The sequence below is a fragment of the Gordonia sp. VNK1 genome, from assembly GCF_040049135.1.
Taxonomy (GTDB): domain Bacteria; phylum Actinomycetota; class Actinomycetes; order Mycobacteriales; family Mycobacteriaceae; genus Gordonia; species Gordonia oleivorans.
This window is the reverse complement of record NZ_JBDZDJ010000018.1, coordinates 1-26,437: the sequence shown is the minus strand read 5'-3', so window position 1 is coordinate 26,437 and position 26,437 is coordinate 1. Positions and strand designations below refer to the sequence as shown.

22 protein-coding genes are annotated in these 26,437 nt (G+C 66.5%); 11 read left to right on the top strand and 11 right to left on the bottom strand.

Annotation, left to right across the window (positions count from 1 at the left end):
* Positions 1-60 precede the first annotated feature (60 nt).
* The gene (gene mfd, locus ABLE94_RS19375) at positions 61-3,636 is read right to left on the bottom strand and encodes a transcription-repair coupling factor (protein WP_348802880.1); all 3,576 of its coding nucleotides are present in this window, start codon (positions 3,634-3,636) and stop codon (positions 61-63) included.
* A gap of 44 nt (positions 3,637-3,680) precedes the next feature.
* Positions 3,681-4,235, bottom strand: a complete 555-nt coding sequence (locus ABLE94_RS19370) for a CGNR zinc finger domain-containing protein (protein WP_348802881.1) — start codon at positions 4,233-4,235, stop codon at positions 3,681-3,683.
* A 39-nt stretch (positions 4,236-4,274) separates the two neighbouring features.
* On the opposite strand from ABLE94_RS19370, the gene ABLE94_RS19365 reads away from it, so the two are divergent.
* Positions 4,275-5,318 (top strand): EamA family transporter, encoded by a 1,044-nt coding sequence (locus tag ABLE94_RS19365; protein ID WP_348802882.1) that lies wholly within the window; start codon positions 4,275-4,277, stop codon positions 5,316-5,318.
* Here ABLE94_RS19365 and ABLE94_RS19360 read toward each other — a convergent pair.
* Positions 5,240-5,965, bottom strand: a complete 726-nt coding sequence (locus ABLE94_RS19360) for a TetR family transcriptional regulator (protein ID WP_348802883.1) — start codon at positions 5,963-5,965, stop codon at positions 5,240-5,242. The genes ABLE94_RS19365 and ABLE94_RS19360 overlap by 79 nt on opposite strands.
* 261 nt (positions 5,966-6,226) lie before the next feature.
* Between ABLE94_RS19360 and ABLE94_RS19355 the strand changes: the two genes are divergently transcribed.
* The 5 genes from ABLE94_RS19355 to ABLE94_RS19335 all read left to right on the top strand — a co-directional run bounded on the left by ABLE94_RS19355 (position 6,227) and on the right by ABLE94_RS19335 (position 11,741).
* On the top strand, positions 6,227-6,871 hold the full coding sequence (locus ABLE94_RS19355; protein ID WP_348802884.1) for an ABC transporter permease: 645 nt from the start codon (positions 6,227-6,229) through the stop codon (positions 6,869-6,871).
* Positions 6,868-8,154 (top strand): ATP-binding cassette domain-containing protein, encoded by a 1,287-nt coding sequence (locus tag ABLE94_RS19350; RefSeq protein WP_348802885.1) that lies wholly within the window; start codon positions 6,868-6,870, stop codon positions 8,152-8,154. Before ABLE94_RS19355 ends, ABLE94_RS19350 begins: the two co-directional genes overlap by 4 nt.
* Entirely contained in the window at positions 8,151-8,888 is a 738-nt protein-coding gene (locus ABLE94_RS19345; protein ID WP_348802886.1) for an ABC transporter permease, read from the top strand. The genes ABLE94_RS19350 and ABLE94_RS19345 overlap by 4 nt, the downstream gene beginning before the upstream one ends.
* A gap of 41 nt (positions 8,889-8,929) precedes the next feature.
* Entirely contained in the window at positions 8,930-9,883 is a 954-nt protein-coding gene (locus ABLE94_RS19340; RefSeq protein ID WP_348803204.1) for a glycine betaine ABC transporter substrate-binding protein, read from the top strand.
* A 61-nt stretch (positions 9,884-9,944) separates the two neighbouring features.
* Positions 9,945-11,741, top strand: coding sequence for a protein kinase domain-containing protein (locus tag ABLE94_RS19335; protein ID WP_348802887.1), 1,797 nt, complete (start codon positions 9,945-9,947; stop codon positions 11,739-11,741).
* Between the two features lie 16 nt (positions 11,742-11,757).
* Here the strand turns inward: ABLE94_RS19335 and ABLE94_RS19330 are convergent, their stop codons facing one another.
* Complete coding sequence (locus ABLE94_RS19330; protein ID WP_348802888.1) at positions 11,758-12,441, bottom strand: TetR/AcrR family transcriptional regulator; 684 nt, start codon at positions 12,439-12,441, stop codon at positions 11,758-11,760.
* Positions 12,442-12,539: 98 nt separating this feature from the next.
* Between ABLE94_RS19330 and ABLE94_RS19325 the strand changes: the two genes are divergently transcribed.
* Together ABLE94_RS19325 and ABLE94_RS19320 are read left to right on the top strand one after the other, a co-directional pair.
* Positions 12,540-14,054, top strand: coding sequence for a DHA2 family efflux MFS transporter permease subunit (locus ABLE94_RS19325; protein WP_348809567.1), 1,515 nt, complete (start codon positions 12,540-12,542; stop codon positions 14,052-14,054).
* Between the two features lie 344 nt (positions 14,055-14,398).
* Positions 14,399-15,484 (top strand): serine/threonine-protein kinase, encoded by a 1,086-nt coding sequence (locus tag ABLE94_RS19320; RefSeq protein WP_348802890.1) that lies wholly within the window; start codon positions 14,399-14,401, stop codon positions 15,482-15,484.
* Between the two features lie 12 nt (positions 15,485-15,496).
* Here ABLE94_RS19320 and ABLE94_RS19315 read toward each other — a convergent pair whose 3' ends face one another.
* The 6 genes from ABLE94_RS19315 to msrB all read right to left on the bottom strand — a co-directional run bounded on the left by ABLE94_RS19315 (position 15,497) and on the right by msrB (position 22,685).
* The gene (locus tag ABLE94_RS19315; protein WP_348802891.1) at positions 15,497-16,153 is read right to left on the bottom strand and encodes an O-methyltransferase; all 657 of its coding nucleotides are present in this window, start codon (positions 16,151-16,153) and stop codon (positions 15,497-15,499) included.
* 59 nt (positions 16,154-16,212) lie between these two features.
* On the bottom strand, positions 16,213-18,840 hold the full coding sequence (locus tag ABLE94_RS19310) for a dipeptide ABC transporter ATP-binding protein (RefSeq protein WP_348802892.1): 2,628 nt from the start codon (positions 18,838-18,840) through the stop codon (positions 16,213-16,215).
* The gene (locus tag ABLE94_RS19305; protein ID WP_348802894.1) at positions 18,837-19,802 is read right to left on the bottom strand and encodes an ABC transporter permease; all 966 of its coding nucleotides are present in this window, start codon (positions 19,800-19,802) and stop codon (positions 18,837-18,839) included. The genes ABLE94_RS19310 and ABLE94_RS19305 overlap by 4 nt, the downstream gene beginning before the upstream one ends.
* Positions 19,799-21,355 (bottom strand): ABC transporter substrate-binding protein, encoded by a 1,557-nt coding sequence (locus tag ABLE94_RS19300; RefSeq protein ID WP_425476249.1) that lies wholly within the window; start codon positions 21,353-21,355, stop codon positions 19,799-19,801. Before ABLE94_RS19300 ends, ABLE94_RS19305 begins: the two co-directional genes overlap by 4 nt.
* A gap of 281 nt (positions 21,356-21,636) precedes the next feature.
* Positions 21,637-22,197: a peptide-methionine (S)-S-oxide reductase MsrA gene (msrA, locus tag ABLE94_RS19295; RefSeq protein ID WP_348809565.1), complete on the bottom strand. Its 561-nt coding sequence runs from the start codon at positions 22,195-22,197 to the stop codon at positions 21,637-21,639.
* Positions 22,194-22,685, bottom strand: coding sequence for a peptide-methionine (R)-S-oxide reductase MsrB (msrB, locus tag ABLE94_RS19290; RefSeq protein ID WP_348802898.1), 492 nt, complete (start codon positions 22,683-22,685; stop codon positions 22,194-22,196). Before msrB ends, msrA begins: the two co-directional genes overlap by 4 nt.
* Before the next feature lie 233 nt (positions 22,686-22,918).
* On the opposite strand from msrB, the gene ABLE94_RS19285 reads away from it, so the two are divergent.
* Together ABLE94_RS19285 and ABLE94_RS19280 are read left to right on the top strand one after the other, a co-directional pair.
* Positions 22,919-23,617: an antitoxin Xre/MbcA/ParS toxin-binding domain-containing protein gene (locus ABLE94_RS19285; protein WP_348802900.1), complete on the top strand. Its 699-nt coding sequence runs from the start codon at positions 22,919-22,921 to the stop codon at positions 23,615-23,617.
* Complete coding sequence (locus tag ABLE94_RS19280; RefSeq protein ID WP_348802901.1) at positions 23,611-24,297, top strand: RES family NAD+ phosphorylase; 687 nt, start codon at positions 23,611-23,613, stop codon at positions 24,295-24,297. The genes ABLE94_RS19285 and ABLE94_RS19280 overlap by 7 nt, the downstream gene beginning before the upstream one ends.
* 100 nt (positions 24,298-24,397) lie before the next feature.
* Here ABLE94_RS19280 and ABLE94_RS19275 read toward each other — a convergent pair whose 3' ends face one another.
* On the bottom strand, positions 24,398-25,312 hold the full coding sequence (locus ABLE94_RS19275) for a hypothetical protein (protein ID WP_348809564.1): 915 nt from the start codon (positions 25,310-25,312) through the stop codon (positions 24,398-24,400).
* A 538-nt stretch (positions 25,313-25,850) separates the two neighbouring features.
* Here ABLE94_RS19275 and ABLE94_RS19270 point away from each other — a divergent pair.
* Positions 25,851-26,342: a hypothetical protein gene (locus ABLE94_RS19270; protein ID WP_348809563.1), complete on the top strand. Its 492-nt coding sequence runs from the start codon at positions 25,851-25,853 to the stop codon at positions 26,340-26,342.
* Positions 26,343-26,437: the final 95 nt, after the last annotated feature.

Here is a 26,437-nt window from a genome sequence, read left to right as displayed (position 1 = left end):
ACCGTAAACGGTGTACCCGCGACAACGTGGGATGTCGATGCGGTTTCTCTCGGGGATCGGCTACGGCGCCGGCGTAGGTTTGAGCTGCGTCAGGAAGGTGACGAGGTAGTCGATCAGCTCGTCGTCGCGCAGTCGCGCCGATCCGACCCCGCCGGTCCGTGGGATCGGCAGCGTGATGACGCCGGTCGTCGCACGATAGGACGCCGCGGAGTACAGCCGCTTGAGGCGTATCTGCTCACTGTCGAGCAGATGCAGCGGCGACACCTTGACGTTGGTTCCCACCACCCCGAGTTCGGCGACACCACGTTCGCGGCAACGCAATCGCAGCTTGGCGATCGAGGCGAGGCGCCGGGTCTCCTCCGGCGGTTCCCCGTAGCGGTCGAGCAGTTCGCTCATCACCGCGTCCACCTCGGAATCGGCCGATGCCGAGGCGAGTTTGCGGTACGCCTCGAGGCGCAGGCGGTCGGAGTCGACGTATTCGACCGGGATGTGGGCGTCGACGGGGAGATCGACACGCACCTCGGTGACCTCTTCGCTGGTCACCGGTTTACCGTCGGCGGCGGCGCGATAGGCCTCCACCGCCTCGCCGACGAGCCGCACATACAGGTCGAATCCCACTCCGGCGACGTGACCGGATTGTTCGGCGCCGAGCACGTTTCCGGCTCCGCGCAGTTCGAGGTCCTTGAGCGCCACCGCCATTCCCGCGCCGAGTTCGTTGTTCTGGGCGATGGTGGCCAGGCGGTCGTAGGCGGTCTCGGTCAACGGCTTCTCGGAACTGTAGAGCAAGTAGGCGTATCCGCGTTCCCGGCTGCGTCCCACCCGGCCGCGCAGCTGATGCAGTTGCGACAGACCGAGATTCTCGGCGCGGTCGACGATCAGGGTGTTCGCATTGGAGATGTCGAGTCCGGTCTCGATGATGGTGGTGCACACCAGCACGTCGTACTCCCGGTTCCAGAATCCGGAGACGGTGCGTTCGAGCTGATCCTCGTTCATCTGGCCATGTGCCACAACGACTCTGGCCTCGGGGACCATGTCGGCGATCTCCTTGGCCGTCTTGTCGATGGTGGAGACACGGTTGTGGACGTAGAAGACCTGCCCGTCACGCAGGAGTTCGCGGCGAATGGCGGCGGCCACCTGCTTGGCCGCATACCCGCCCACGTAGGTGAGCACCGGATGCCGCTCCTCGGGCGGGGTGAGGATCGTCGACATCTCCCGGATGCCGGCCATCGACATCTCCAGGGTGCGCGGGATCGGGGTGGCCGACATGGTCAGCACGTCGACGTGGGTGCGCAGCGACTTGATGTGCTCCTTGTGTTCCACACCGAAACGCTGTTCCTCGTCGACGATGACGAGGCCGAGATCCTTCCAGGTGACCCCGGTCTGCAGGAGCCGGTGGGTACCGATCACGATGTCGACCGAACCGTCGGCCATCGCCTCGATGATCTCCTTGGATTCCTTGGTGTCGGTGAACCGCGATAGCCCCCGCACCCGCACCGGGAAACCCGACATCCGCTCGGTGAAGGTCTGCAGATGTTGTTGCGCCAGAATGGTTGTCGGCACGAGAACGGCCACCTGCTTGCCGTCCTGGACGGCCTTGAAGGCCGCGCGCACCGCGATCTCGGTCTTGCCGTAGCCCACGTCGCCGACGATCACCCGGTCCATCGGGACGGGCTTCTCCATGTCGTCCTTGACCTCGCCTATCACCGTCATCTGATCGACGGTCTCGGTGAAGTCGAAGGCGTCCTCCATCTCCCGCTGCCACGGGGTGTCCGGACTGAAGGCGTACCCGGGGGCGGCGTGGCGGGCGGCGTAGAGTTGCACGAGCTCACCGGCGATCTCCCGAACGGCCTTGCGCGCCTTGCGTTTGGTGTTCTGCCAGTCGGAACCACCGAGCTTCGACAGCGACGGCTGCTCGCCACCGACGTACCGGGACAGCTGGTCGAGGGCATCCATCGGAACGTAGAGCCGGTCGCCGGGCTGACCGCGTTTGCCCGCGGCGTACTCCAGCACCAGGTATTCGCGTCGCGCCCCGGACACCGTGCGTTCGATCATCTCGACGAACTTGCCGATGCCGTGCTGGTCGTGCACCACCAGGTCACCGGCGGTCAGGGCCAACGGGTCGACCTGGTTGCGTCGTTTGGCGGGCAGCCGCCGCCCGTCGCGCACGGCCGCCACCCGCGAGCCGGTCAGGTCGGTTTCGGTGACGATCACCAATCCCGCAGAGGCAGAGATGATTCCGTGGCGCAGGGTGCCGCCGTAGACGGTGACCTCGCCGTCGGCGGGCCGGTCCCCCGGCTCGGCGATCGAATGCGGCACCTCGGCGTCGGCGAGGCGTTCGCCGATACGGGTGGCGGTTCCCTTGCCGGCCACCACGATTGCGGCGGGTTTGCCGGTGGCGACGTGCGCGCGCAGCATCGCGAAGGTTTCCGCGATCTCCTTCTCACCGCCGTGCGGCGTCGGCCCGGCCACCAGGTCCAGCTCGAATTCGTCGCCGAAGCCCGCCGACAGCGGGCTCATCGTCCACCAGGAGCGACCGGCGGCGATGGTCGTGTCCATCACCTCGTCGAGCGGACGGTAGGCGCTGGCCTGCAGGTCGATTCCGGTTGCGCCGCCGACGTTGTCGACGGGCGCCGAGGCCCCGAAGGCGGCCGCGTTCCAGGACGCCTCGAGGAATTCGGCTCCGGTGGCCGCGAGGTCGCCCGCGCGGGTGCGGACCTTCTCCGGGTCGAGGACGAGGACCCGTGAGCCGTCCGGGATCACCTCGGTGAGCAGTTGCATCTGCCCGTCGACGAGCGCCGGGATGAGCGCTTCCATGCCCTCCACCGGAATGCCCTCGGAGAGCTTCGCCAGCATGTCGGCCAGTGCCTCGTCGCCGGTGTTCGCCGCGGCGAGGTCGGCGGCACGGTGGCGGACCCGTTCGGTGAGCACCAGTTCACGACAGGGATGGATCTGCACCTCGGCGGCGTCGATCTCGGGCTGGCTGCGCTGATCGGCGACCGAGAAGGCGCGCATCTCGGTGATCTCGTCACCCCAGAACTCCACGCGCACCGGATAGTCGGTGGTCGTCGGAAAGACGTCGAGGATGCCGCCGCGGACTGCGAACTCGCCACGCCGGCCCACCATGTCGACGCGCTCGTAGGCCATCTCCACCAGATCGGCCAGAAGGGTGTCGAAGTCGATCTCGATGCCCTCGCGCAGGGTGATGGCGCGGACCGCACCGAGGCCCGGTGCCATCGGCTGCACCAGGGAACGCACCGTGGTCACCACCACGCGCAGCGGATGCTCCCCCGGCTGCGCAAGACGGTGCAGCACCGCCAGACGCGCGCCGACGGTGTCGGCGCTGGGCGAGAGCCGTTCATGCGGGAGCGTCTCCCAGGACGGGAACTGCGCGACCGAGTCCGGGTCGTCGAGCATTTCGCGCAGCTCGGCGGTCAGGTCGTCGGCCTCGCGACCGTTGGCGGACACGACGAGCAGCGGCGCCGACGACGCTGCGAGACAGGCGACGACGAAGGGGCGCGCGGCGTCCGGTCCGGTGATGTCGAGGCGGTCGGTGTCGCACCGTTCACGGAGCGCGGCGAGCGAGGCATCCGAACAGGTGAGAGCGGCAAGTCCGGACAGGGCGGGTGAAGACGACACTCGTGCGATTGTAGGACCTGGCGTCAGCGGTCAGCGTCCGGTGGTCATGCCCGCCGGGCTCCCTCGGGATCGCCCTGCCGGGCGCGGTAGGCGGCGACCGCATTGCGGTTGGTGCACGCCGTGGAGCAGTACCGTCGCGATCGGTTGCGGGACAGGTCGAGGACGACGGCGTCGCAGCCCTCGTCGGCGCAGATCGCGAGGCGTGACAGGTCATCGGCGCGGATCACGTCGACCAGCGCCATCGCGGTCTCCACCATGATCCGGTCGGCCAAGGGCGCGTCGTCATCGATGGCATGCAGATGCCAATCGGTCCGCCCGTGCCGGACCAGCTGAGGCAGCGCCCGGTGACGGCGCAGGACCGTGTTGACCAGGTCGACGGCGTCGTCGCGGTCGGCCAGCAACAGTGCCCGCAGACGCGGCCGGATGGCCCGGACGCTGTCGAGTTCGGCGCGATCGCCGACTCGGCGGCCGGTGTAGCCGAACCGTTCCCAGTACGCGTCGAGATCGGCGATCGTCTCGAAGGTGTCCGGGGGCGAGCCCGAATTGACCAGGGTGACCGCCGCCTGCAGCGCCAGGTCCACGTCATCACCGAAAATCATGTTGACACATTACCGAATCGGACCCTAGCGTCATTCGTCATGAGCACGTTGACCAATGACCCCACGTTCGACGCCACCCGCGTCAGGTCGGGGTTGGTACTGGCGGTGATCTCGGCGGTCAGCTTTGGCATCTCCGGCGCGCTGGCGACTCCGCTGCTGGCGGCCGGATGGAGTCCCGGTGCCGTCGTCGGCATCCGTATCGGACTCGGCGGACTGGCACTCATCCCCTTCGCGGTGCGCGACCTGGGCGGCTGGTCGCAGCTGCGCCCGGCCCGGCTCGTCTCCATCCTCGGCGCGCACGGAAAGACCATCGCACTGTATGGACTGCTCGGCATCGCCGCCGCCCAGTTCTGCTACTTCTCGGCGATCCAGACGATGGACGTCGGTCCCGCGCTGCTGATCGAGTACACCGCGCCGGTCGTCGTGGTCGGGTGGATGTGGGCCGTCCACCGACAGCGGCCGAGCAGGTGGGCGGTCGCCGGGATCGCGATCTGCGCGGTCGGTCTCGTCCTCGTCCTCGACCTCCTCGGCCCGGCATCGATCGATCCGGTCGGCGCACTCTGGGCCGTGGGAGCGATGATCGGCGCGGCCGGCTACTTCCTGATCTCGGCCCACCAGCACGACGACCTGCCGCCCGCCGTGCTGGCGACCGGCGGAATGATCTTCGCCGCACTGCTTTTGGGCATGTTCGGGGTGGTGGGAGTGCTGCCGATGACCGCCGGTGAGGCCACCGCACATTTCGCCGGATTCGCCGCGCCGGCCGCCTCGGTGCTGGTCGGACTCGCCGTCATCTCCGCGGCCACCGCATATCTCACCGGCATCGGCGCGGCCCGGCGCCTGGGTGCGCGACTCGCCTCGCTGATCGCGTTGCTGGAGGTGCTCGCCGCCGTGGTGTGGGCGGCGGCACTGCTCGGGCAGATTCCCGCGCCGGCCCAGATCCTCGGTGGAGTGTTGATCATCGTCGGTGTGGTCGCGGCCAAGATGGGCGAACCGCGTGCGGTCGCTCAGTCGTCGGAGTCCTCGGCCGCGCTCCGCTCGGTGGGTTCGACCCGGTCTGATCCAACCCGTTCGGGTTCAACGTAATCGGGTCCCACCAACTCCGGATCGGGGTCGAGGCGGGTCAGTCCGTTCCAGCACAGATTCACCAGGTGTGCGGCGACAACCTCTTTGGAGGGCTCCCGCACATCGAGCCACCATTGCGCGGTCACCGACACCATGCCGACGAGCGCCTGGGCGTAGAGCGGCGCCAGTTTCGGGTCGAATCCGCGTCGCTCGAAGTCGCCGGCCAGGATGTGCTCGACCTGGCTGATCGCGTCGTTGAGCAGGCTCGAATAGGTGCCGGCGCTGGTGCTCTCGCCACGGACGAGGATGCGGAAGCCGTCGGTGCGTTCCTCCATGTAGGTGAGTAGCGCGAGCGCCACCTGCTGGATGCGGTACAGCGAGCGATTGCGCGACAGCGACGACGTCACCATCTCCAGCAACGTCTCCATCTCGCGGTCCACCACCACCGCGTAGAGACCCTCCTTGCCGCCGAAATGTTCGTAGACGATCGGCTTGGACACACCGGCCCGCTGCGCGATCTCCTCGATGGAGGTGGCCTCGAAGCCGCGTTCGGCGAACAATCCCCGCGCGACCTCAATGAGTTGCAGGCGACGCTGCGCACCGGTCATCCGCGCGCGGGGTGCGCGCCGGACCTCGTCGGTCTTGTCGGTGGGGCGACTGACTGCCATGGCGTCCAGCCTATCGGCCCGCGTCGCCAGCGACTTTTGTTCATCATGATTGAAAGTTGCCGACAATCGTGATGCGACGGGAATGTGCCCATGTCATCGGGCGCCGACATCTCCTCGGTGAACGCACGCGCGCACTCTTCACGCCCCAATCGGGCAACGGCCGGCACCACGGACAACTAGTGTTCGAAAAGCGGCACAAGTGGTGTGCCGCCACATTGCGCAACCCCTTGTCCACTTCGGGGTCCACGAAGGGATCGACACGTGCAGTTGTGGAACTACATCAGTGGCCACGCGTCCACCTTGACGTTCTTGACCTATCAGCACGCCTCGCTCGCCTTCCAGACGGTCCTCGTCGGTGCGCTGGCGGCGGTGATCATCGCGGTGCTGGTCTATCGGCTGCCGCTCGTATCGTCGCTGACGCTGACGTCGAGCCGAGTGGCGCTGACCATCCCGTCACTGGCATTGCTCGCACTGTTGATCGTGCCCTTCGGGCTCGGAGTGGTGCCGTCGTTCATCATGTTGGCGTTCTTCGCCGCCATGCCGGTGATCGGCAACGCGGTCGTCGGCCTGCGCTCGGTGCCCGACACGGTCATTGAATCCGCACGTGGAATCGGGTTGCCGCGCTGGCGCATTCTGCTCACCGTGGAACTGCCGATCGCGTGGCCGGTGATCCTGACCGGTATCCGGGTTTCGACACAGATGATCGTCGGTGTCGCCGCGATCGTCGCCTATGTCCTCGGCCCGGGACTCGGTTCACTGATCTTCAACGGACTCTCCCGACTCGGCGGCGCCAATGCACTCGAAATGGCGCTCACCGGAACCATTCTCATCGTCGCCATCGCACTCGTCTTCGACGCACTGCTTGTCCTTCTCGGCCGCGTCACGATCTCCAAGGGGTTGTCATGACCGATGTCTCACATGGTTCCGCCGCACCCGGCCCGGCGTCACCTCACTCGCCGGGGTCCGACGACCGGACTGTCACAGGTGCCTCGATCCGGTTGGACGGTGTCGTCAAGCGCTATCGCGGCCAGGCCACACCGGCGGTAGAGCGACTCGACCTGACCATCGATGCCGGTGACATCGTGGCCTTCGTCGGTCCCTCCGGATGCGGCAAGACGACCACACTCAAGATGATCAACCGGCTCATCGAACCCACAGAGGGGCGAATCTTCATCGGCGACCGCGACGTCACCCGCGAGAACCCCGACAAGCTCCGGCAGTCAATCGGCTACGTCATCCAGTCCGGCGGACTCTTCCCACACTGGGATGTCGCCAAGAACATCGGCGCCATCCCCCGGGTGCTGGGATGGGACAAGAAGAAGATCGCCGAGCGAACCGAGTATCTCCTCGACCTGGTCGGTCTGGATTCGGCGACGTTTGCCCACCGACTACCCAAGGACATGTCCGGTGGCCAGCAACAGCGCGTGGGTGTGGCCCGCGCGCTGGCCGCCGATCCACCCGTTCTGCTGATGGACGAACCGTTCGGCGCGGTCGACCCCATCACCCGGGTTCGGTTGCAGGACAGCCTGATCGCCATCCAGAAGGAACTCGGCAAGACCATCGTGCTGGTCACCCACGACTTCGAGGAGGCCACCAAGCTCGGCGACAAGGTCCTGATCCTGTCCGAGGGCGGGCACGTGGAGCAGTACGCGCCGCCGGAGGAGATCCTGGCCAACCCGGCCACCCCGTTCGTCGAGGAGTTCATCGGCTCCGGGGCGACGCTGGCACATCTGACACTCTCGCGGGTGCGCGATGTCGATCTCGTCGAGGTCACCACCGCGCAGGTCGGGGATTCATCCGCTTCGGTGCTCGACCGGGCCCGGAGCAACGGCCACGATTGGATTGTGGTGGTCGACGAGCACGGCCGACCGAGGGCCTGGCCCACACTTGGTGAGGTGTCGACGAAAAGGGAGATCTCCGACTACGTCGATCCCCGCCTACCGGTCGTCGCGGACTCGTCGACACTCAACGACGCCCTGGATTCCATGCTCGCGGCCAGCCAGGGAGGAACGCTCGTCACCGACGGCCGTGGATCGGTCATAGGCTCGCTCACCATCGCCGCGGTGATGGATGTGATCCGGTCACAGCTCGCCGATGCCCGCACGGATGAGGACGAGACCAGCTACGCCTCGCACCGAGAGGGTGGCGAACCGAAGAATCCACCCCTCGAATCGGACCCGGCATCATGAAACGATTCCGGCAACTACCGATCGATGTGTGGTTTGAGCCGCTGGTGTTCCTGGTGATCGGTATCGGGTACTTCAGTTGGTACGCGACCACCACATTCACCGAAACCGAGAGCGCGTCGTTGGAGTGGGCGACGCTACAGACGACCATTCTCGATCACATCAAACTGACCTTGACCGCCACCGTGATCGTCATCGTCATCGCGATTCCACTCGGCATCATCCTCACCCGGCCATCGATGCGCTGGTTCAGTCCGATTGCGGTGAACGTCGCCAACATCGGTCAGGCCGCGCCGGCCGTCGGCCTGCTGGTCTTGTTCACCTTCTGGCTCGGCACCGGATTCAAGACCGCCGTCGTCGGACTCGTCGTGTACGCCGTGCTACCAATCCTGCAGAACACCATCGTCGGATTGCGGCAGGTCGACCAACGCACCATCGAGGCCTCCCGCGGCATCGGATACTCGGCGGTGCGTACCCTCGTCCAGGTCGAGTTACCGCTCGCTGTTCCGGTGATCCTCAACGGGGTACGGATCGCGCTGGTCATCCTGGTCGGTACCGCAACCCTGAGCACGTTCATCGGGGCGACGAGCCTGGGCACGTTGATCACCACGGGGGTCACACTGTTCCTGCCGAAACTCCTGATCTCCGGGGCAATCCTGGTGGCGCTGTTGGCGATGGTCATCGATTGGCTCGGCCGCATCGTCGAACTCGTGGCCACACCGCGGGGCATCTCATGACAACCGCTTACGCACCGCGACTCCTGCGGGCCTCGCGCACGATGGGTGTGCTGCTGGCCGGTCTGCTCGTCCTTGCCGGCTGTGGCCTGGTGAGCAGTTCGGGAACGTTCGAGCAGGCCTCGCTCCCCGATGGGCAGACCCCGCTGAAGGGCGCCGAACTCACGGTGACATCGAAGAGTTTCACCGAGGGCGTGCTCCTGGGCAAGATCACTGCGACCTATCTGGCGGCGGCGGGCGCGGACGTCACCGATCTCACCGGCGCACCCGGATCGGCGTCATCCCGGCAAGCTCAACTCAACGGCGACGCCGACATCCTGTGGGAGTACACCGGCACCGCGTGGGTGAACTATCACGGCGAAACCGAGACCATCGCCGATCCGCAAGTGTTGTGGCAGAAGGTCCATGACATCGAACTCGCCGAGCACAACCTGGTGTGGTTGCCACCCGCCAACTTCAACGACACCTATGCCTTTGCCGCGGCCTCTGCCAAGGCCAAGCAGTTGGGTGTGACCTCGCTCTCCGACGTGGCGAAACTGCCTGTCGCCGAACGCACCTTCTGTGTCGACGACGAGTTCTACTCTCGCCCCGATGGTTTCAAACCGATGTTGCAGACCTACGGCATGCCGCTCGGTGACCCCAACGGCGTCCCGCTGGACAATGTCACCCGCATGGACGCCGGCGTCATCTACACCTCCACGGCCAAGAGTTCACCGTGCAACTTCGGCGAGGTGTACACCACCGACGGTCGTATCAAGAATCTGGACCTCACCGTCCTCGTCGACGACAAGAAGTTCTTCCTGCCCTACAGCGGGACCGCCGTGGTGCGCGCCGAGATCCTGAAGGAATGGCCGCAACTGACGGGGCTATTGGGCACCATATCCGAGCGGCTCACCGATGAGGTGATGCAGGAACTCAACGGACGCGTCGACATCGACGGAGAAGATCCGTCGACCGTCGCCTATGACTGGCTCAAGAGTGAGGGCTTGATAGTCTGACGTCCCTCGAGTCGCCCATCCTCGAGTCCGTGAGCCATCGACGTGCAGGGGAATCATCACCGTGACCGGCCCCACCGACCGTTCCGGCGACGTGCTGGGCGATTACGTCCTCGAACGTCTTCTGGGTCGCGGCGGCATGGGCGAGGTCTATCTGGCCCGCGACACCCGACGCGGCCGCGAGGTGGCACTCAAACTCCTGACGTCCGGCCTCGCGCACGACCCACAGTTCCGGGAACGATTCCTGCGCGAGTCCCGGATCGCGGCGCGGATCAACAATCCACATGTCGTCCCGATCCACGATTGGGGCGAGGTGGCAGGCCAACTATTCCTCGACATGCGGGTGGTTCGCGGCCACAACCTGTCCGACATCCTTGCGGCGGGACCGATTCCCGCCGACCGGGCGGTCCGCATCATCGGCCAGGTCGCCTCGGCGCTCGACGTCGCCCACGCCGAGGGCCTCGTCCACCGCGACGTCAAACCCGACAACATCCTCATCGCCGCCAACGACTTCGTCTATCTCGCCGATTTCGGCCTCGCCCAGGGGATCACCGACACCCGGATCACCCAGACCGGTGCGGCCATCGGTTCGTTCTCGTATATGGCACCCGAACGGTTCGGGCCGACCGATGCGATCAGCCCGTCGGTCGACATCTACGCACTCGGTTGTGTCCTGTACGAATGCCTCTCCGGGCAGCCACCTTTCGGAACCGGCGATATCCACCGCCTGATCGGCGCGCACATCTCGGCACCACCACCGTTGCTGCACAACGCCTTCGACCCGGTCATCGCGACGGCGCTGAACAAGTCACCGCAGCACCGCTTCGCCACCGCCGGACAGCTCGCCCACGCGGCCGGCGATGCCGCGTCCGCATCCGGCCCGGGTGCCGCACCGGTCCCGGTTGCCGCACCGACGACACCGCTGCCCGCACCCCCGCCCATGGCACCCGCACCCACACCCACGGCGACCGCGCGCACCCGTGTCGCCACCGCGCCGCCGATGAGTCCTCCACCGCCGCCGCTGTTTCCGCCGCCACCGACGCCGATCCCTACCGGCGAGCGCCGAGGGCCGCGGCGAGCCCTGATCGCCGGCGGCATCCTCGCCGCGCTCGTGATCGTGACGATCACCGCCGTGATGGTTGCCATCGCGGTTCGTGGTCCGTCGAATCCCGTTGCGGGCGCAGGGTTGTCCACCACCACGGCGGCGGCCGGTTCGGTCGCCTGTTCCTACCCCGCCGCAGCCCACGACGGCACGCGGACACCGACTCCGTCGGCGACGCAGCCGGCGAGCGGTGTCACCCGCCTCGACATGCACACCAGCAGGGGGACGATCGGCATCGACCTCGACCACTCCTCGGCGCCCTGCAATGCCGGGGCGATCGCCGCGCTTGCCCGCGCCCGGTATTACGACGACATGGTCTGTCGTCGGCTGAGCGATTACATTCTGGTGTGCGGCGAACCGGCGGGCGCCACGGAAACGCCCGACGACATCCATCAGGTGAGCGCCGGTCCGGGATGGACATCTCCCGACGAGGTCCCGACCGACCTCCCGTCGGCCGGGAGCACAGATGGTTTCGGGCGAGCGCAGGTGAGTTACCCGCGCGGGAGTGTGTCGGTCTCCGTCGCGGATCCGCAGCTGACCGGGCAGTCGAACCCGAAGGGCTCGGCCACCTTCTTCGTTGCGATCCGGCCGGTCATCAGCGCCCCGATCTACACCCACGTCGGGACCGTCGACCCCGACGGCATGGCCGTCGTCGACGCGATCTCGACCGGCGGGTTCACGCCGGCACGTGCGGGCGGGTACTGGGGAACGCCCCGGACCGTGCCGGAGATCCTGTCGATCTCGACCATGGGGACCTGAGCCACCTGACGGCGAGTCAGCCGCCCTGTTCCGACGCCCGGCGCTTCGCGTCGTGTTTGGCCCGCTGCATGTCCATCACCTGCTCGAAGGTCATCGGTGGGACGTCGAGGGGGCTGCGCTGCGGGTCGGCCTTGATGGCGTCGAGGATCAACCCGAGGTAGCGGCGCCAGACACCCGGAGCGGTCTCCTGGGTGGCGTCGGCCACCGCCGACAGCATGGTGAAGATGGCGTAGAAGTCGGTGGACGCCAGATCCGGCCGGACCACTCCGGCGTCCCGGGCCCGGGCGAACATCTGCTCCACCCGTTCCGACATCTGCGACTTGACCGCGGTGATGTCGGGGTGGGAGTGATCGACCCGCATGATGATCGCCGCCAGCCCACGGTCCTCGGCCATCGACTGGGCGAGCCAGGTGACGAGGTCGACCACAGCCGCCCAGGGATCGTCGTTCTCCAGTGCCGCGGCCGTCTTGGCGTTCACGGTGTTCAGGTGCTCGATGAGGACGCCGGCGATGAGTTCGTCGCGATTGGCGAATCGTCGGTAGACGGTGCCCACGCCCACGTCGGCGGCCTCGGCGACCTCGTCGAGGGAGACGTCGAGCCCGCGCTGGGCGAAGAGCTCTCGAGCTGCGGCGATGATGCGTAAGCGGTTGCGTTCGGCGTCGGCGCGCAACGGCCGCGATTCCCCGGCCTGGGTGGTCATGGTCACAGTTTAGCAAACGGAGGAATCTTCTCCGGTTGGGTGCCGTTGGCCCTTGGGTAACCGGAGGAAGCTCCTCCACCTAGCTTCAGGAGGCCGGAATGACAACCGTCTATTCGAAGAACGAGGAGACCTCGTCTCTTCCCGAAACCCCGGAGGCCCGGCATCACCGGCTCCGGTGGGTGGTGCTGGGTGTCCTCGCCCTGGCCCAGCTGATGGTCGTGCTCGACGCCACCATCGTCAACATCGCACTCCCCCACGCACAGTCGTCGCTCGGATTCGACAACGCCGACCGTCAGTGGATCGTGACCGCCTACGCCCTCGCCTTCGGCAGCCTCCTGCTCCTCGGCGGCCGCCTGTCGGACCTGTGGGGCCGCAAGAACACCTTCATCATCGGGCTCATCGGCTTCGCGGTGATGTCGGCGGTCGGTGGCGCCGCGGTGAACTTCACCATGCTGGTCGCCGCACGCGCCGGTCAGGGCGTCTTCGGCGCACTGCTCGCCCCGGCCGCACTGTCGCTGCTGACCACGACGTTCGTCGACCCCGATGAACGCGGCAAGGCCTTCGGCATCTTCGGCGCCATCGCCGGTGGTGGCGGCGCGCTGGGCCTGCTGCTCGGCGGCATGCTCACCGAGTGGGCCGATTGGCGCTGGTGCCTGTATGTGAACCTGGTGATCGCGGCCATCGCCCTGGTCGGCGCCATCCTGTTCCTGGCCCCGCACAAGGCCGAACACCGCCCCAAGCTGGACATCCCCGGCGTCCTGACCGTCTCGGTGGCACTGTTCTCCATCGTCTACGGTTTCTCCCACGCCGAGACCCACGGCTGGTCCGACTGGGCCACCCTCACCTGGCTGGTGGCCGGTGCGGTACTCCTCGGCGTCTTCGTCTGGCTGCAATCGCGCACCGAGCATGCCCTGCTGCCGCTGCGGGTCATCACCGACCGCACCCGTGCCGGCTCGTACCTCGCGGTCTTCATCGTCGGTATCGGAATGTTCGGGATCTTCCTGTTCCTGACCTACTACCTGCAGCAGAACCTCGCGTTCAGCCCGATCCGGACCGGACTGGCGTTCTTGCCGATGATCGCCGCCCTCATCCTCACCGCCACCACCTCGACCGCGGTCCTGCTGCCGCGGTTCGGGCCGCGCTGGCTGATGACCGCGGGCATGCTCATCGCCGCAGGTGGCATGGTGTATCTGACCCGGCTGAGCGACTCGAGTTCGTACACCACCGACATCCTGCCCGCACTGATCGTGATGGGCCTGGGACTCGGTGCGTCGATGGCACCGGCCATGCAGGGCGCCATCTCCGGTGTGCAACCCCAGGACGCGGGCGTGGCCTCGGCGACGGTCAACACGATGCAGCAGGTCGGCGGGTCGGTCGGCACCGCATTGCTGTCCACCATCGCCTCCAGCGCGGCGGCGGGCTACGTCACCGATCACGCCGCACACACGGCGAACCTGCAGCAGCTGTCACTGATGGCCGCGGTGCACTCCTACACGGTGGCGTTCTGGGTCGCCGCCGCGGTCTTCGCGGCCGGCGGCGTCATCTCCGCGGTGGTGATCCGCAGCGGCAAGCTGCCCGCCACCCAGGGGGACGAGATGGTCGTCGCACACTGACGTGAGACACCGGCTCCCCTGAGCCATCTCGACACCGCACCGGCAGACGGACGGCCCGGCCATCATGACGATGGCCGGGCCGTCTGTCTGATCGACACGCATCACCGCCGCGGCATCGCCGTCACGGCACCCGCGAGCACGGTCGCTGAACACCTCAGTGCCTGTCGCGCAGGACAATTGGGACAAGAGGCCGAGGTCATACGAGCTCGGAGCCGGGCCGCCGGCCATCCACACCCGCGCGTCGATGTCCACGACCTCGACGTGGAGCGGGTAGCGTACCGCGGAAAGCGATCCGTTGCCGCGGACCCGCCCGAGGCCCGGTGGGCAGGAGGATGACGCACGCCATGGGAAGCCCCGCCGACCGCAGCGGTTCCGTTCTGGGTGATTACACCTTGCAACGGCTCCTGGGGCGTGGCGCGATGGGCGAGGTCTACGAGGCCCGCGACGAACGCCGCGGACGCACCGTCGCCCTGAAACTGCTGGCCCAGCAATACGCGGGCGACGCGATGTTCCGCGAACGGTTCCTGCGCGAGTCCCGGATGGCCGCCCAACTCAACGATCCGCACGTCATCCCCATCCACGATTGGGGCGAGATCAACGGGCTGCTGTTCCTGGACATGCGGATCGTCTCCGGCGGCACCGATCTGCGGCATCTGCTCGCCGGCGGGCCGCTGGCACCCGAGCGTGCGGTGTCCATCATCGAACAGGTCGCCCAGGCACTCGACGCCGCGCACGCCGCCGGGCTGGTCCACCGGGACGTCAAACCGGACAACGTCCTCATCGACAGCGGCGACTTCGCCTACCTCGTCGACTTCGGCCTCGCCCAGACCACCACCGATCCGCGTTTGACCGAAACCGGCGCCGCGGTCGGATCGTTCGCCTACATGGCTCCCGAACGCTTCGGCGCCGGCAACATCGCCACCCCGGCCACCGACATCTACGCGTTGACCTGTGTGCTCGTCGAATGCCTCACGGCCGCGGCGCCGTTCGGGGCGGGAGATCTCCAGGTACTCGTCGCGGCCCACCTCAATCAGCCGCCGCCCATGCTGGGCAGCCCCTTCGACTACGTCATCGCCCGCGGGATGGCCAAGAATCCGGCCGATCGTTTCGTCACCGCCGGGCAGATGGCGCAGGCGGCTCGCGAGGCGCTCGAGGGCCGCGTGTCGGTGCCACCGCCGGTGGCCGTCCCGCCCCCGCCACCCATGCCGCAGGCCGCCCCGGCGGGTGTGTTGCCGCCGATCGTCCACATTCCGCCGGTGACGCCGGGCACGATGAGTCCCGGCCCGGTGAACCCCACACCGACCGGCTACCAACCGCCGCGCCAACCCACCGATCCGGCGACGACCCGCGCCGCCATCATCGGCGGCGCGGTCATCTTCCTGGTGTTCATCGTGCTGATCGTCGGGGTGCTGGTCGCCACGCTGTCCTGAGCGGGCCCTCGATCAGAGGCGGCAGCTCAATTCGACCGAATCACCGTGCTTGCCCGGCAGCGGGACGCCGGTGTAGTCGCCGCCGGCCCGCACAACGTCGAGATACGGTGCGGCGCCGGGACTATCGGTGTTGTCGGCGAGGATGAGCGCACCCGGACGCAGCCGCGGTTCGAGCAAGGCCAGGATCTCGGTGTAGAGATCCTTCCACCCGTCGAGGAGCACGAAACCGATCTCGTCGGTCACCGTCGTCAGCGTCTCACGCGCGTCGCCCTCGAGGACGGTGATGAGGTCGTCGAGACCCGCGTCGGCGAAGGTCGCGCTCGCGGCGGCCACCTTCTTGCCGCTGAGTTCGGTGGTGTAGAGATGACCGGACCCGTTGTCCCGCAACGCGGACGCGATGAAGAGAGCCGACACACCGTAGGACATCCCGAATTCGACGACCACCGATGGGCGCGCCGCGCGGATCAGCGAGTAGGCCAGCACACCGGTGTCGCGGCCGATCGCCATGTAGCGATCCGCCATGGCATCGGCGTGCTCCTGAGGACTGAGCGCATCCATCGGTGGCGCGCCGCCCGGGCGCGGCCCCGGCGGACGCCCTCCTTGGCGGGCGCGTTCGTAGAGTTCGTCGAGGATCGAGCGGACGGGTTCGGACTGCAGTGTCGACGCCATGTCACCACGATAGGTTCGGGAACTGTGAGGCGGCTGTCAGTGCCCTGGACTCGGCCACCTCAGGCCCGCTGCGGCGTCTCCGGCGGGATCGCGGCGAGCAGCCTGCGGGTGTAGTCGGTCTCCGGGTCGTGCAGAATCCTTGTGGCCGGACCGCTTTCGACGACCCTGCCGTTCTGCATGACCGCCACGGTGTCACTGATCTGCTCGACGACGGCAAGATCATGCGCGATGAACAGGTAGGTCAGGCCTTTCTCGGCCTGCAGACGCGCGAGCAGCTCGAGGACCTCGGACTGTACCGACACGTCCAGCGACGCGGTCGACTCGTCGAGGATGAGGACCTCCGGGTCGGAGGCGAGAGCCCGTGCCAGACAGACTCGTTGACGTTGCCCGCCGGACATCTCGTGCGGGTAGCGACCCAGATACGAGCCGTCGAGGCTGACGTCGCCGAGCAGTTCCTCCGCACGCTCGCGCAGCGCGCCCTTGCCGGAGACCAGGCCGTGGGTGCGCAGCGGTTCGGCGATCGAGGCGGCCACGGTCATGCGTGGATCGAGTGAGGCGCCCGGGTCCTGGAAGACCATCGACACCCGTCGACGCAGGACCGCGGCATCGTGACCGCGCACGCCGACCGCGTCGATGGTTCGGCCGTCGACCCGCACGTCGATGCTCCCGTGCACCGTGGTCCCGCCGCCGGAGGTGATCAGCCCGGTGAACACGCCGGCGATGGTCGACTTCCCCGACCCGGATTCGCCGACGATCCCCAGGGTGGTGCCTTGTGCCACATCGAGATCCACGTCGCGTACCGCATGCAGGGTGTCGCGACCCGTGGTGCGTCGCATGGTGAAATCGACCCCGAGGCCGCGCATACTGACCAGTGCGGGCGACGTGTCGTCGGTGTCGGATTCGGGTTCGGCGCGGTCACCGACCTTGCTCAGCAACGGCCGGGATTCGAGCAGGGTTCGCGTGTACTCAGCACGCGGGTTGGCGAAAACCTCGTCGACCGTGCCGGTTTCGACGACGGAACCCGAACGCATGACGAGGACACTGTCGGCGATGCGTCCGATGACGCCGAGATCGTGGCTGATCCACACCACCGCCATCCCGCGTTCCCGCTGGAGTTCGGCGACCAGGTCGATGATCTGGGCCTGGGTGGTCACGTCGAGTGCGGTGGTCGCCTCGTCGGCGATGAGGATCTCCGGGTCGCAGGCGAGTGCAATGGCGATCATCACCCGCTGGCGCTGCCCACCGGACAGCTGGTGCGGGTAGGCGTGCAGTTTGCTCTCCGGATCGGGCAGGTTCACATCGCGCAGCAGTTGCAGCGCCCGTTCTCGCGCTTGCGATTTGGTGAGCTTCAGGTGCCGACGCGGCCCCTCGGTCAGTTGCGATTCGACGGTGAGCAGCGGATTGAGACTCGACGACGGGTCCTGGAAGACGAATCCGACACGGGATCCGTGCACCGCGCGCAGCGTCGCATCGGAGGCGCCGATGACCTCGGTGTCGCCGATGCGCGCCGAACCCGAGATATGGGCGCTCGGCGCGTCGAAGAGTCCGGTGGCCGCCAGCACCGACAGGGACTTACCCGATCCACTCTCGCCGACGATGCCGAGGGTCTCCCCCTTGGCGACACTGAAGCTGTTGCCGTGCACGATCTCCCGTGGCCCCACGCCGACTACGAGGTCGGTGACGGTCAGGACCGTCTCGGCGGAGTCGTCGGTGTCGGAGTCGGCGACCGGGGTGACGGTCGCGCGGGTCACCGTGGGGTGGCGCCGCTTTCCGCGGTTGCGGAGCAGGGTGCGTTGGCGTGGGTCGAGGACGTCGCGGACACCGTCGCCGATGAGGTTGAACGCGAAGACGGTGAACAGGATGGCCAGGCCGGGGAACACTCCCATCCACCAGGCGCTGGTGATGAATCCCTGCGCGTCGTAGAGCATCCGGCCCCACGACGGTTCGGGTGGTTGCACTCCGAGGCCGAGGAACGACAGTGCCGCCTCGCTGAGGATGGCGAATGCCAGCGAGATGGAGGTCTGCACGACCACCGGACCCGAGATGTTGGGCAGCACATGACCGAACAGGATGCGTGGCGTTCCGACACCCATGGTGGTGGCGGCCTGCACGAACTGTGTCTGGCGCACCCGCAGCGTGTCGGCGCGGGCGACGCGGGCGAAGATCGGGATGTAGACGATGCCGATCGCGATCATCGCCGAGGTGACGCCGGGACCCAGGATCGCCACGATCGCCAAGGCCAGCAACATGACCGGGAAGGAGAAGACGACATCGACGATGCGCATCAGGACCGTGTCGACCACACCACCGGCGAAGCCGGAGAACATCCCGAGGATCACGCCGACGATCAGGGAGATCGCCACCGCCACGACGGCCACCCGCAGGCTCACCGACGCGGCGAGGACGACGCGTGAGAACACGTCGCGGCCGAGGTCGTCGGTGCCGAACAGATGCGACCAACTCGGTGCCGCGAGCGCGTCGGGAACGTCGATGTCGTTGGCGCCGTAAGGCGCGATCCACTGCCCGAAGAGCGCGCAGATGATCACGACGAGGATCACGACGAGCCCGGCGACCGAGGCCGGGTTGCGCAGGAACAGCCGCCAGGCGGAGTCGGTCGGCTCCGGCGCTGCGGCGGTGGGCTCGTCGGTGGCGGGCTCGTCGGGGGTGGGCGGGTTGGTCGTGGTCATGACAGCCGAATCCTGGGATCGATGACGGCGTAGAGGATGTCGACGATGAGGTTGATGATCAGGAAGATGGCGGCGATGAGCAGGATAGCGCCCTGCAGGACCGGGTAGTCGCGGGCGGCGACCGAGTCGTAGACCAGGCGCCCGAGTCCGGGCCAGGCGAAGACCACCTCGACCACGATCACACCACCGAGCAGCGTGGCGAGCTGGATGCCGGAGATGGTGAGCACCGGGACCAGCGCGTTGCGTCCGATGTGGGAGACAAGGATTCGCCTGCGGCTGAGCCCCTTCGATTCGGCGGTCATGACGAACGGCGAGTTCGCGGCGTCGAGAATGGCGGTGCGTACGTAGCGGGTCATGATCGCGCCGGTGACCATGCCGACGGTGATCGCCGGGAGCACCAGGTGTTCGATCCACGGCACGAACCCGGCCGAGAGTGGCCGGTATCCCGCCGACGGCAGCCAGCCCAACGCGGTGGAGAACACCGCGATCAGCAGGATGCCCATCCAGAAGTCGGGCACCGAGATCCCGAACTGGGACACCACGCGAATACTGTTGTCGGCCAACCGGCCTTCACGCAGCGCCGCCCAGGTGCCCAGCGGGATGGCGATCACCAGGGCGACCACGATCGCGGCCAGGGCGAGTGCGATGGTCGCCGGCAGTCGGGAGAGCAGCAGGTCGGTGACCGATTCGCCGTCGCGGAAGCTGACGCCGAGGTCGCCGGTGAAGACGTTGCCGATGTAGTGGACGAGCTGGGTCAGGGGCGGCTGGTCGAGTCCGGACGCCTGACGTAGAGAATCGTAGGCCTCAGGCGTGTACCGGGTACCCAGGGCGATGCGGACGGGATCACCGGGCACCACCTGGATCAGCAGGAACACCACCACGATCACGCCCAGCAGGACGATGGCGGTGTAGAGCAACCGCAGCAGGATGAAACGCACCAGCGGCCAACCGAATCCGTTCATACGCTCTGACTCCGATCCAGGTGTGCGCCACGGAAGCGGATCGCCTTGTCGGATCGGACGGTGTAGTCGAGCAGGGCGCTGGTGTAGGCCTGATTGGCCGACGGGTTGTACAGGTAGAGGTAGCTGACGTCGTCGGCGATGTGGGCGGCGGCGTCGGTGTAGATCTGTTTGCGCCGGGCCATGTCGAGTTCGACGCGGCCGGCGTCGAGGAGGCGGTCGACGTCGGGGTTGGCGTACTTCTGTGAGTTCGACGTTCCCTGCGAATGATGTTGGGCGTAGTAGTAATCGTCCGGATCGAGATTGCCGAGCCAGCCGAGCAGGAGTGCGTCGAAGGCACCCTGCGATTGGCGGTCGAGCCACACACCGAAGTCGAGTTGCTCGATGGTGACGTCGATGCCGACGTCGGACAGGTTGGAGGCGATCACCTGCGCGGCGGTCACCGTTTCCGGGTATTCGGTGGTCACCATCAATCCCATCGGCAGGGAGCCCACCCCGGCCTGCTTCAGCAGGTCGCGCGCCTTGTCGGTGGCGCCGTCCCGATCCAATCCGTCGGTGTAGCGGCCATATTCGGCGAACCACGGACTGGTCTTCGGTATGGCCAGCTGGTTGGGGGTGGCCGTGCCGTAACCGACGACCTGGGCGATGGACTTGCGGTCGATGGCGTACGCGACGGCCTGACGAACCCGCGTGTCATCGAAGGGCTTCTTGGCGAAGTTCATTGCCACATACCAGTAGTCGTTGGCGACCACACTGCCGACGACGACGCCGTCGGTACTCTCCAGAATCCGGAGTTGTTGAGCGGGAATGGAATCGGTCCAGTCGATCTCACCGGAGCGCAGCGCCGAGACGGCCGTGGTCTGCTGGGAGATGAAACTGTAGGCGACGCCGTCGACCCTCGGCGCACCACCCCAGTAGCCGGGGTTGGCCTTGAGGACGATCGAGGTCCCCGGTGAGCCCGAGTCGTAGGAGAACGGGCCGGTGCCGATCGGGTGGGTGGCGATTTGTCCGGATTCGACGTTGCGGCGGTTGACGATTGCCACTCCCTTGAAGCTGCCGATGGTGGACAAGAGATTCGAGCTCGGTGCCGTGGTCGTGATGACCACGTGCTGGTCATCGGGTGCGGCGATGGTGGCGATGTTCTCCAATCGCCATGCGCTGGACAGATCTTGATCGATGATGCGGCGATAGGAATACACCACGTCCTGGGCGGTCAGCGAATCACCGTTGTGGAAACGGACATTCGGCCGAAGAGTGAATGTCCAGATGGTGGCGTCCGGGCTGACCTGCCAGGACTGCGCCAGCGCCGGTTGCATCTCGAGTTTCTCGTCGGGTTCGACGAGAGTGTCGAAGACGTTCTCCAGCACCTCGAATGAGAAGTACGAGCTGGTCTTGTGCGGATCGAGTTGATCCGGCTCCCCGGCGATCGCCGCCCGAATCGTGTTGTCCGAGCTCGCCACACCAGACCCGGACGGCGCACAGGCGCCAAGTACCGTCGCGCCGGCCACGCCGACACCCGCGGCCGCAGCCACGGAAAAGAAGCGGCGACGACTCATCCCGGCAGCGAGGAAGTGGGCGGAATCGACTGATGACCTGCACGTTCGGTGCTCCGAGGTCATTGCGACAGCGATCCCTTCCGCGCCGAAGCACTTGTGGACGTTGCCTTTCACTCTGCCCGCGGATGGGTGGCTGTGCAACCTCGGCGTGTCACATCATGGGATCGGACATGGCGAGCTTCGACGTTGCGGCCGGCGTCGATGGGTCGTGTTGGAGGAATTGGGTTCTACAGCACCACTATTCGCCGACACGACCCATCTTTGGCCGCGGAAGGAAGGCGTCAGCTGTTGCTGCGCACCTCATTTCGCTTCGGCAGCACCCACCCCGGCCGCGGGAAGTGGCAGGTGTACCCGTTGGGGTAGCGCACCAGGTAGTCCTGATGCTCGGGCTCGGCCTCCCAGAACGGGGCCGCCGGCTCGATCGTCGTGACCGCCTTGCCCGGCCATAGTCCGGACGCGTCGACGTCGGCGATCGTCTCCCGTGCGATGTGCTCCTGCTCGGGTGTCACCGGGAAGATGGCCGACCGGTAGCTGCTGCCCACGTCATTACCCTGACGGTTCTTCGTCGACGGATCGTGGATCTGGAAGAAGAACGCCAAGATGTCGCGGTAGGTCGTGCGTGTCGGATCGAAGACGATCTCGACGGCTTCCGCATGTCCGGGGTGATTGCGGTAGGTCGGATGATCATTGCTGCCACCGGTGTAGCCGACGCGGGTGGCCACAACCCCGGGTTGGCGACGGATGAGGTCCTCGACGCCCCAGAAGCATCCGCCGGCGAGGACGGCGGTCTCGGTTCCTGGCGTCGTCGTGATGCGTCCGGTGTCATTGGGGCCACTGGTCATGATGGATTCTCCTCGGTGGTGTCGGTTGTCGTGTGAGTGCTCGTCGGGTCGTCGAACAGTCGCCGGTACTGCCCATACCCCTGCTCCTCGAGTTCGGCGACGGGGATGAAGCGCAGCGCCGCCGAGTTCATGCAGTAGCGCAGGCCGCCGTCGGCGCGCGGGCCATCGGTGAAGACGTGACCGAGGTGGCTGTCGGCGTGGGCCGAACGCACCTCGGTGCGGGACATGAACAGCTTGCGGTCGGTGCGGGTGGTCACCGCGTCGTCGCTGATGGGGCGGGTGAAACTCGGCCAGCCGGTGCCACTGTCGTACTTCTCGGTCGAGGCGAACAACGGCTCGCCGGACACGACGTCGACGTAGATGCCGGGCTCGTGGTTGTCCCAGTAGGCGTTACGGAACGCGGGCTCGGTGCCGTCACGCTGCGTGACGCGATACTGGTCGGCGGTGAGACGGCTCACGGCCTCGGGTGTGCTGCGGTAGTCGGACACTTCTCTCCTCTCCGGTGCGCCGCTGGCTGCGGCGTCACAGAGAAGAACATCGGGGCGTCCCGATTTGGTCCCGGGGTCTGTTGATCGGAGGAAGCACGGGTCTTATGCGGAGTTCCCGCAAGAGAGCCCCGGCCAGGACGTGAAGGTCGGCGGGTGACCCATTTGTCTTATCCCGTCCACCGCCTTGTTATCTTGGGCAACTTGTTTTGCTTGGGATCGCTATCATGGAAGGTATGGCAGTGCCGAAGACGCGTAGGCCGCAGCGACCTGGTCGCACGGTGAAAGTGGCGGGCCGCAGGCACGCTGTACGGGCACCCGACAAGAAGGTGCCCATCACCTCGCCCGCGGGTCGACGCAACGGCGGGACAGCATTCGACAGCAGCGACGAGTCGTCCTCGGCCGGGTTCGACGAGGCGTTGGCCACCGCTCTCCGTGCCGCATCCCCGCAGACAAAGGAAACCTTTGTTCGCGGACTGCGAGGCGGCGCGCCGGATATCGACAGCGACCTGTGGGGGCCGGCGCCGACACCCGCCGAACGGGACGAGGACCTGCTCGCGAACTTGTCTCGTCAGTACGCGGCGCGTCACGCGACGCTCGTCGCCGCGATTGGAACGAGTGAGGCCGCGGAGCTCCTCGGCATCTCGACTCAAGCTGTGCTCGATCGTCTCCGCGGGCACGATTTGATCGGGCTGAAAGATGGTCGGCAGTGGCGGTTGCCGGCGTGGCAGTTCCGGGCAGACACTGCGCGCGGACATCTCGACGGGCTGGCCCGGTTGCGTGAGGTGTTCCCCGGTGGTGTCGTCACATTGAGCCACTGGATGACACGCCCGAACGCCGACCTCGACGGGGCCACACCCGCCGACGCTCTCGCCACCGACCAGATCGCCAAGGTCCTTGCTGCGGCGAGAGCCACCACCGCCGCGGCGTGGTAGTCGACCTCGCCACGCCACAACGCCCCCTCCCGGCCGCGGGTTTGTCCTGGACGTGGCAGCCCCGTGGGACGGGCGGGGCGTGGACGTGGTGCCGTATCTACCATCGGTCACGACATACTCCCGACGGCGTCACTCACCGCCGGTTCGGGCCGCTACACCGGTTCGATCACCACACTCCGGCAGATCCGCCGGGGATATGTCCGCGTGGACGGTCTGTGCTCTACGTCGCCACCAACCTCGCAACTGCACTCGGAGAAGTATTCGGGGACTTGAGTATCGCGGAGATCTGCCCCAACTACCGCGTGGCGATCGTTGGCCCACGCTCACCGATCGACCTGCTCGATCTGCGAGGACAGGGCGCCGCCATGCGTATCGGCGCGCTACCCTCGCTCGCGACCGGTGCGTACGCTCGCGACCTCACCCAGCAGTGGGCTCGAGCCATCCATGAGGATCAGCCCGCGCCGAACCGCACTGTTCATGGTGTCTACTACAACGCGGCACACTCGAACGGACCTGCTCTCGCACTGTGGGACACCGACAGCATGGTCGAAACCCTTCACAGTGGCTCTGCGCCACAAGATTTCGCGTTGTCCGACCCACCCTTGTGGCCGCGGATAGTGCACGCCGCGGGCACGATCTCCCTGGCGGTCGCAACCGTAAGCGCTTGCGCCAGCTGCTGATCGCGGTGGCCTCACGGTGTCATCGGATCGGTTGCTGCTCGACCCGGGCCGAAATCCTCCACGCTGCGAATCAGCCCAAGAGGTCTGCTCCGGGGTTGATTCAGTCGTTGCGAGCTCGACGATGTCCGGACGGCGTCCATCCGGTACCCGACGGGCCGAGCAGTGCGCGCCGAATGTCCGTGCTGCGCATCGGTAGCGCCGAGACGCGGAACCACCCGGGGTCGGCCAGAGTTGCCGCCGCCAGCAGGATCACCGCGACACCGGCAAAGACGAAGAACGCAGTCGTTCCGCTCGCCGCCACCGCGTCGTAGGCGATGTGCGCGACGATCAACCCACCGAGAATCCGACGATCTGGCCACCACCAGTAGATCAGCGCCGAGGCGAGCGCCCACGGCAGCATCCACCAGACACCGATCACGTTGTAGTACAGGTGATATGCGATGCGGAGCGCGACGAGAATCCAGATGGCACCCACCGTCGGCACCCGATAGAACCGCAAGATCACCACGGGGACGGCGAGGACGATGATCTCCTCACCGAATCCGGCGCCGACCGCCCACCACAGCGACGCGGCGAGTCCGCTGTCCATCGCAGTGCCGGAACTGAAGAGGTGCAGACCGTCGATCGCCGGCACGATCACGATCACTCCGAACACCACGGACGCCATGACGAACCCGACCGATCCGAGTACGGTCGCGACGGGCACGCACTGAGGCGACCATGGACCCGATCCGATCCCGGGCCACCAACGTCGACAGACCCGTAGCGCGGCGAGCAACACCAATACCACGATGACTGTGAATACGGTTGTCTGCTGGGCGATTTGAGTGGTCACCTCGAACTCACCGCCGACGTCGGTGTCGCCGAAGCTGAACAGCATCGTCAACGAATAGAGGATGGACGCACCGTAGATCAATGCATACGTTCCGGCACTGAACCCCACAGCGATACACAGTTGCGCCACGCGTCGTCGGCGAATGGCGCGCCGCCTACCCCAGTCCACCCCGTCCGACACCCGCCACCAATCCCGAATCGTAAATTTCCAGTCCGGCAAATTAAATCACGGTGGGCTGGGGTGCTGCCAAACGGGAGGCGTTGGAGACCGCATTACTCGCGCGGGTCCTGTTCGCCCGCGCGGCGCCCCCACACTCGCGCTGTTTGTTGCAACAAACAGCGCGAGCACGGGAGCACCGCGCCAACGAGAACCAGGCGCGTGAACCGCATCGGGGTGCGCGCAGGGCGCACGGACCACATCGAGAGTTCGCCGGTACCCGCACCTACCTGCGGATACGTCGTTGCTCCCCCACCAGGACTCGAACCTGGATGCACTTAGGAACCCATTGAGTTGTTTGACCAGGCTATATGGAGCACGTATTGCCCGGTAGGAGCGACTGTAGCCGCATCCACCGACATGCGCAAGCGTCCACGAGATAGCATCTATATCGCGCGAGTTATCTGCATGAGCAAGCAGGAACGCGCATAGCAACCCACCGGATGACAGACGACAGGGGCCCACGATGCCGGGTAAGCGACGCCGCAGAGGGTGGGGCTTCGTGCAGAAGCCGCGTACTCCTGGCGGGAGATTCGAAGCGTCGTATATGCACGTCTTCAACGGCACGCCCACGAGGTTCCGCGCGCCCAAGACCTTCGCCACCCGAATGGCAGCCGAGGCCTGGCTACACACAGAGCGCAGCCTGATCGATCAAGGTGGCTGGACACCACCGAAAGAGCGCGAAAGGAAGGCCTCCCGTTCTTCACTTACTCTTGCCGAATTCGCAGAAGTCGCGCTGGCCGGCAGATCCCTGGAGCCAACAACCCGATCCGAGTACAAGCGACTGCTCGATAGTCGGATCATTCCAGGACTTGGTACCCACGCCGTCGCCGCGATCACTGCCGACGGCCTCGACGAATGGTGGCAAGGCCTTGGCACAACCTATGAAGCGAGCCGTGCGGCGGCATGGAATCTACTCAAGTCCCTGCTCAGGGAAGCCGTCGAACGTGAGATCATAGCCACTAGTACTACAGCCGTAGATCGCGGGTTGTGAGGTTGCGCGGCGTGTTTGCGCTGGTGGGAGCGGCTGCCGGGGCATGATTTGTGGTTTGTGAAGACAACAAAAACACCCGCGGCAGCCGCGGGTTT

Bases quoted from the DNA above. Each gene is read 5' to 3' on its own strand.
- ABLE94_RS19310 (WP_348802892.1), bottom strand. From the start codon at position 18,840: ATGACCACGACCAACCCGCCCACCCCCGACGAGCCCGCCACCGACGAG.
- ABLE94_RS19325 (WP_348809567.1), top strand. From the start codon at position 12,540: ATGACAACCGTCTATTCGAAGAACGAGGAGACCTCGTCTCTTCCCGAA.
- ABLE94_RS19365 (WP_348802882.1), top strand. From the start codon at position 4,275: ATGAGCACGTTGACCAATGACCCCACGTTCGACGCCACCCGCGTCAGG.
- msrA (WP_348809565.1), bottom strand. From the start codon at position 22,197: ATGACCAGTGGCCCCAATGACACCGGACGCATCACGACGACGCCAGGA.
- ABLE94_RS19360 (WP_348802883.1), bottom strand. From the start codon at position 5,965: ATGGCAGTCAGTCGCCCCACCGACAAGACCGACGAGGTCCGGCGCGCA.
- ABLE94_RS19320 (WP_348802890.1), top strand. From the start codon at position 14,399: ATGGGAAGCCCCGCCGACCGCAGCGGTTCCGTTCTGGGTGATTACACC.
- ABLE94_RS19340 (WP_348803204.1), top strand. From the start codon at position 8,930: ATGGGTGTGCTGCTGGCCGGTCTGCTCGTCCTTGCCGGCTGTGGCCTG.
- ABLE94_RS19305 (WP_348802894.1), bottom strand. From the start codon at position 19,802: ATGAACGGATTCGGTTGGCCGCTGGTGCGTTTCATCCTGCTGCGGTTG.
- ABLE94_RS19285 (WP_348802900.1), top strand. From the start codon at position 22,919: ATGGCAGTGCCGAAGACGCGTAGGCCGCAGCGACCTGGTCGCACGGTG.
- ABLE94_RS19330 (WP_348802888.1), bottom strand. From the start codon at position 12,441: ATGACCACCCAGGCCGGGGAATCGCGGCCGTTGCGCGCCGACGCCGAA.
- ABLE94_RS19350 (WP_348802885.1), top strand. From the start codon at position 6,868: ATGACCGATGTCTCACATGGTTCCGCCGCACCCGGCCCGGCGTCACCT.
- ABLE94_RS19315 (WP_348802891.1), bottom strand. From the start codon at position 16,153: ATGGCGTCGACACTGCAGTCCGAACCCGTCCGCTCGATCCTCGACGAA.
- ABLE94_RS19300 (WP_425476249.1), bottom strand. From the start codon at position 21,355: ATGAGTCGTCGCCGCTTCTTTTCCGTGGCTGCGGCCGCGGGTGTCGGC.
- ABLE94_RS19370 (WP_348802881.1), bottom strand. From the start codon at position 4,235: ATGATTTTCGGTGATGACGTGGACCTGGCGCTGCAGGCGGCGGTCACC.
- ABLE94_RS19345 (WP_348802886.1), top strand. From the start codon at position 8,151: ATGAAACGATTCCGGCAACTACCGATCGATGTGTGGTTTGAGCCGCTG.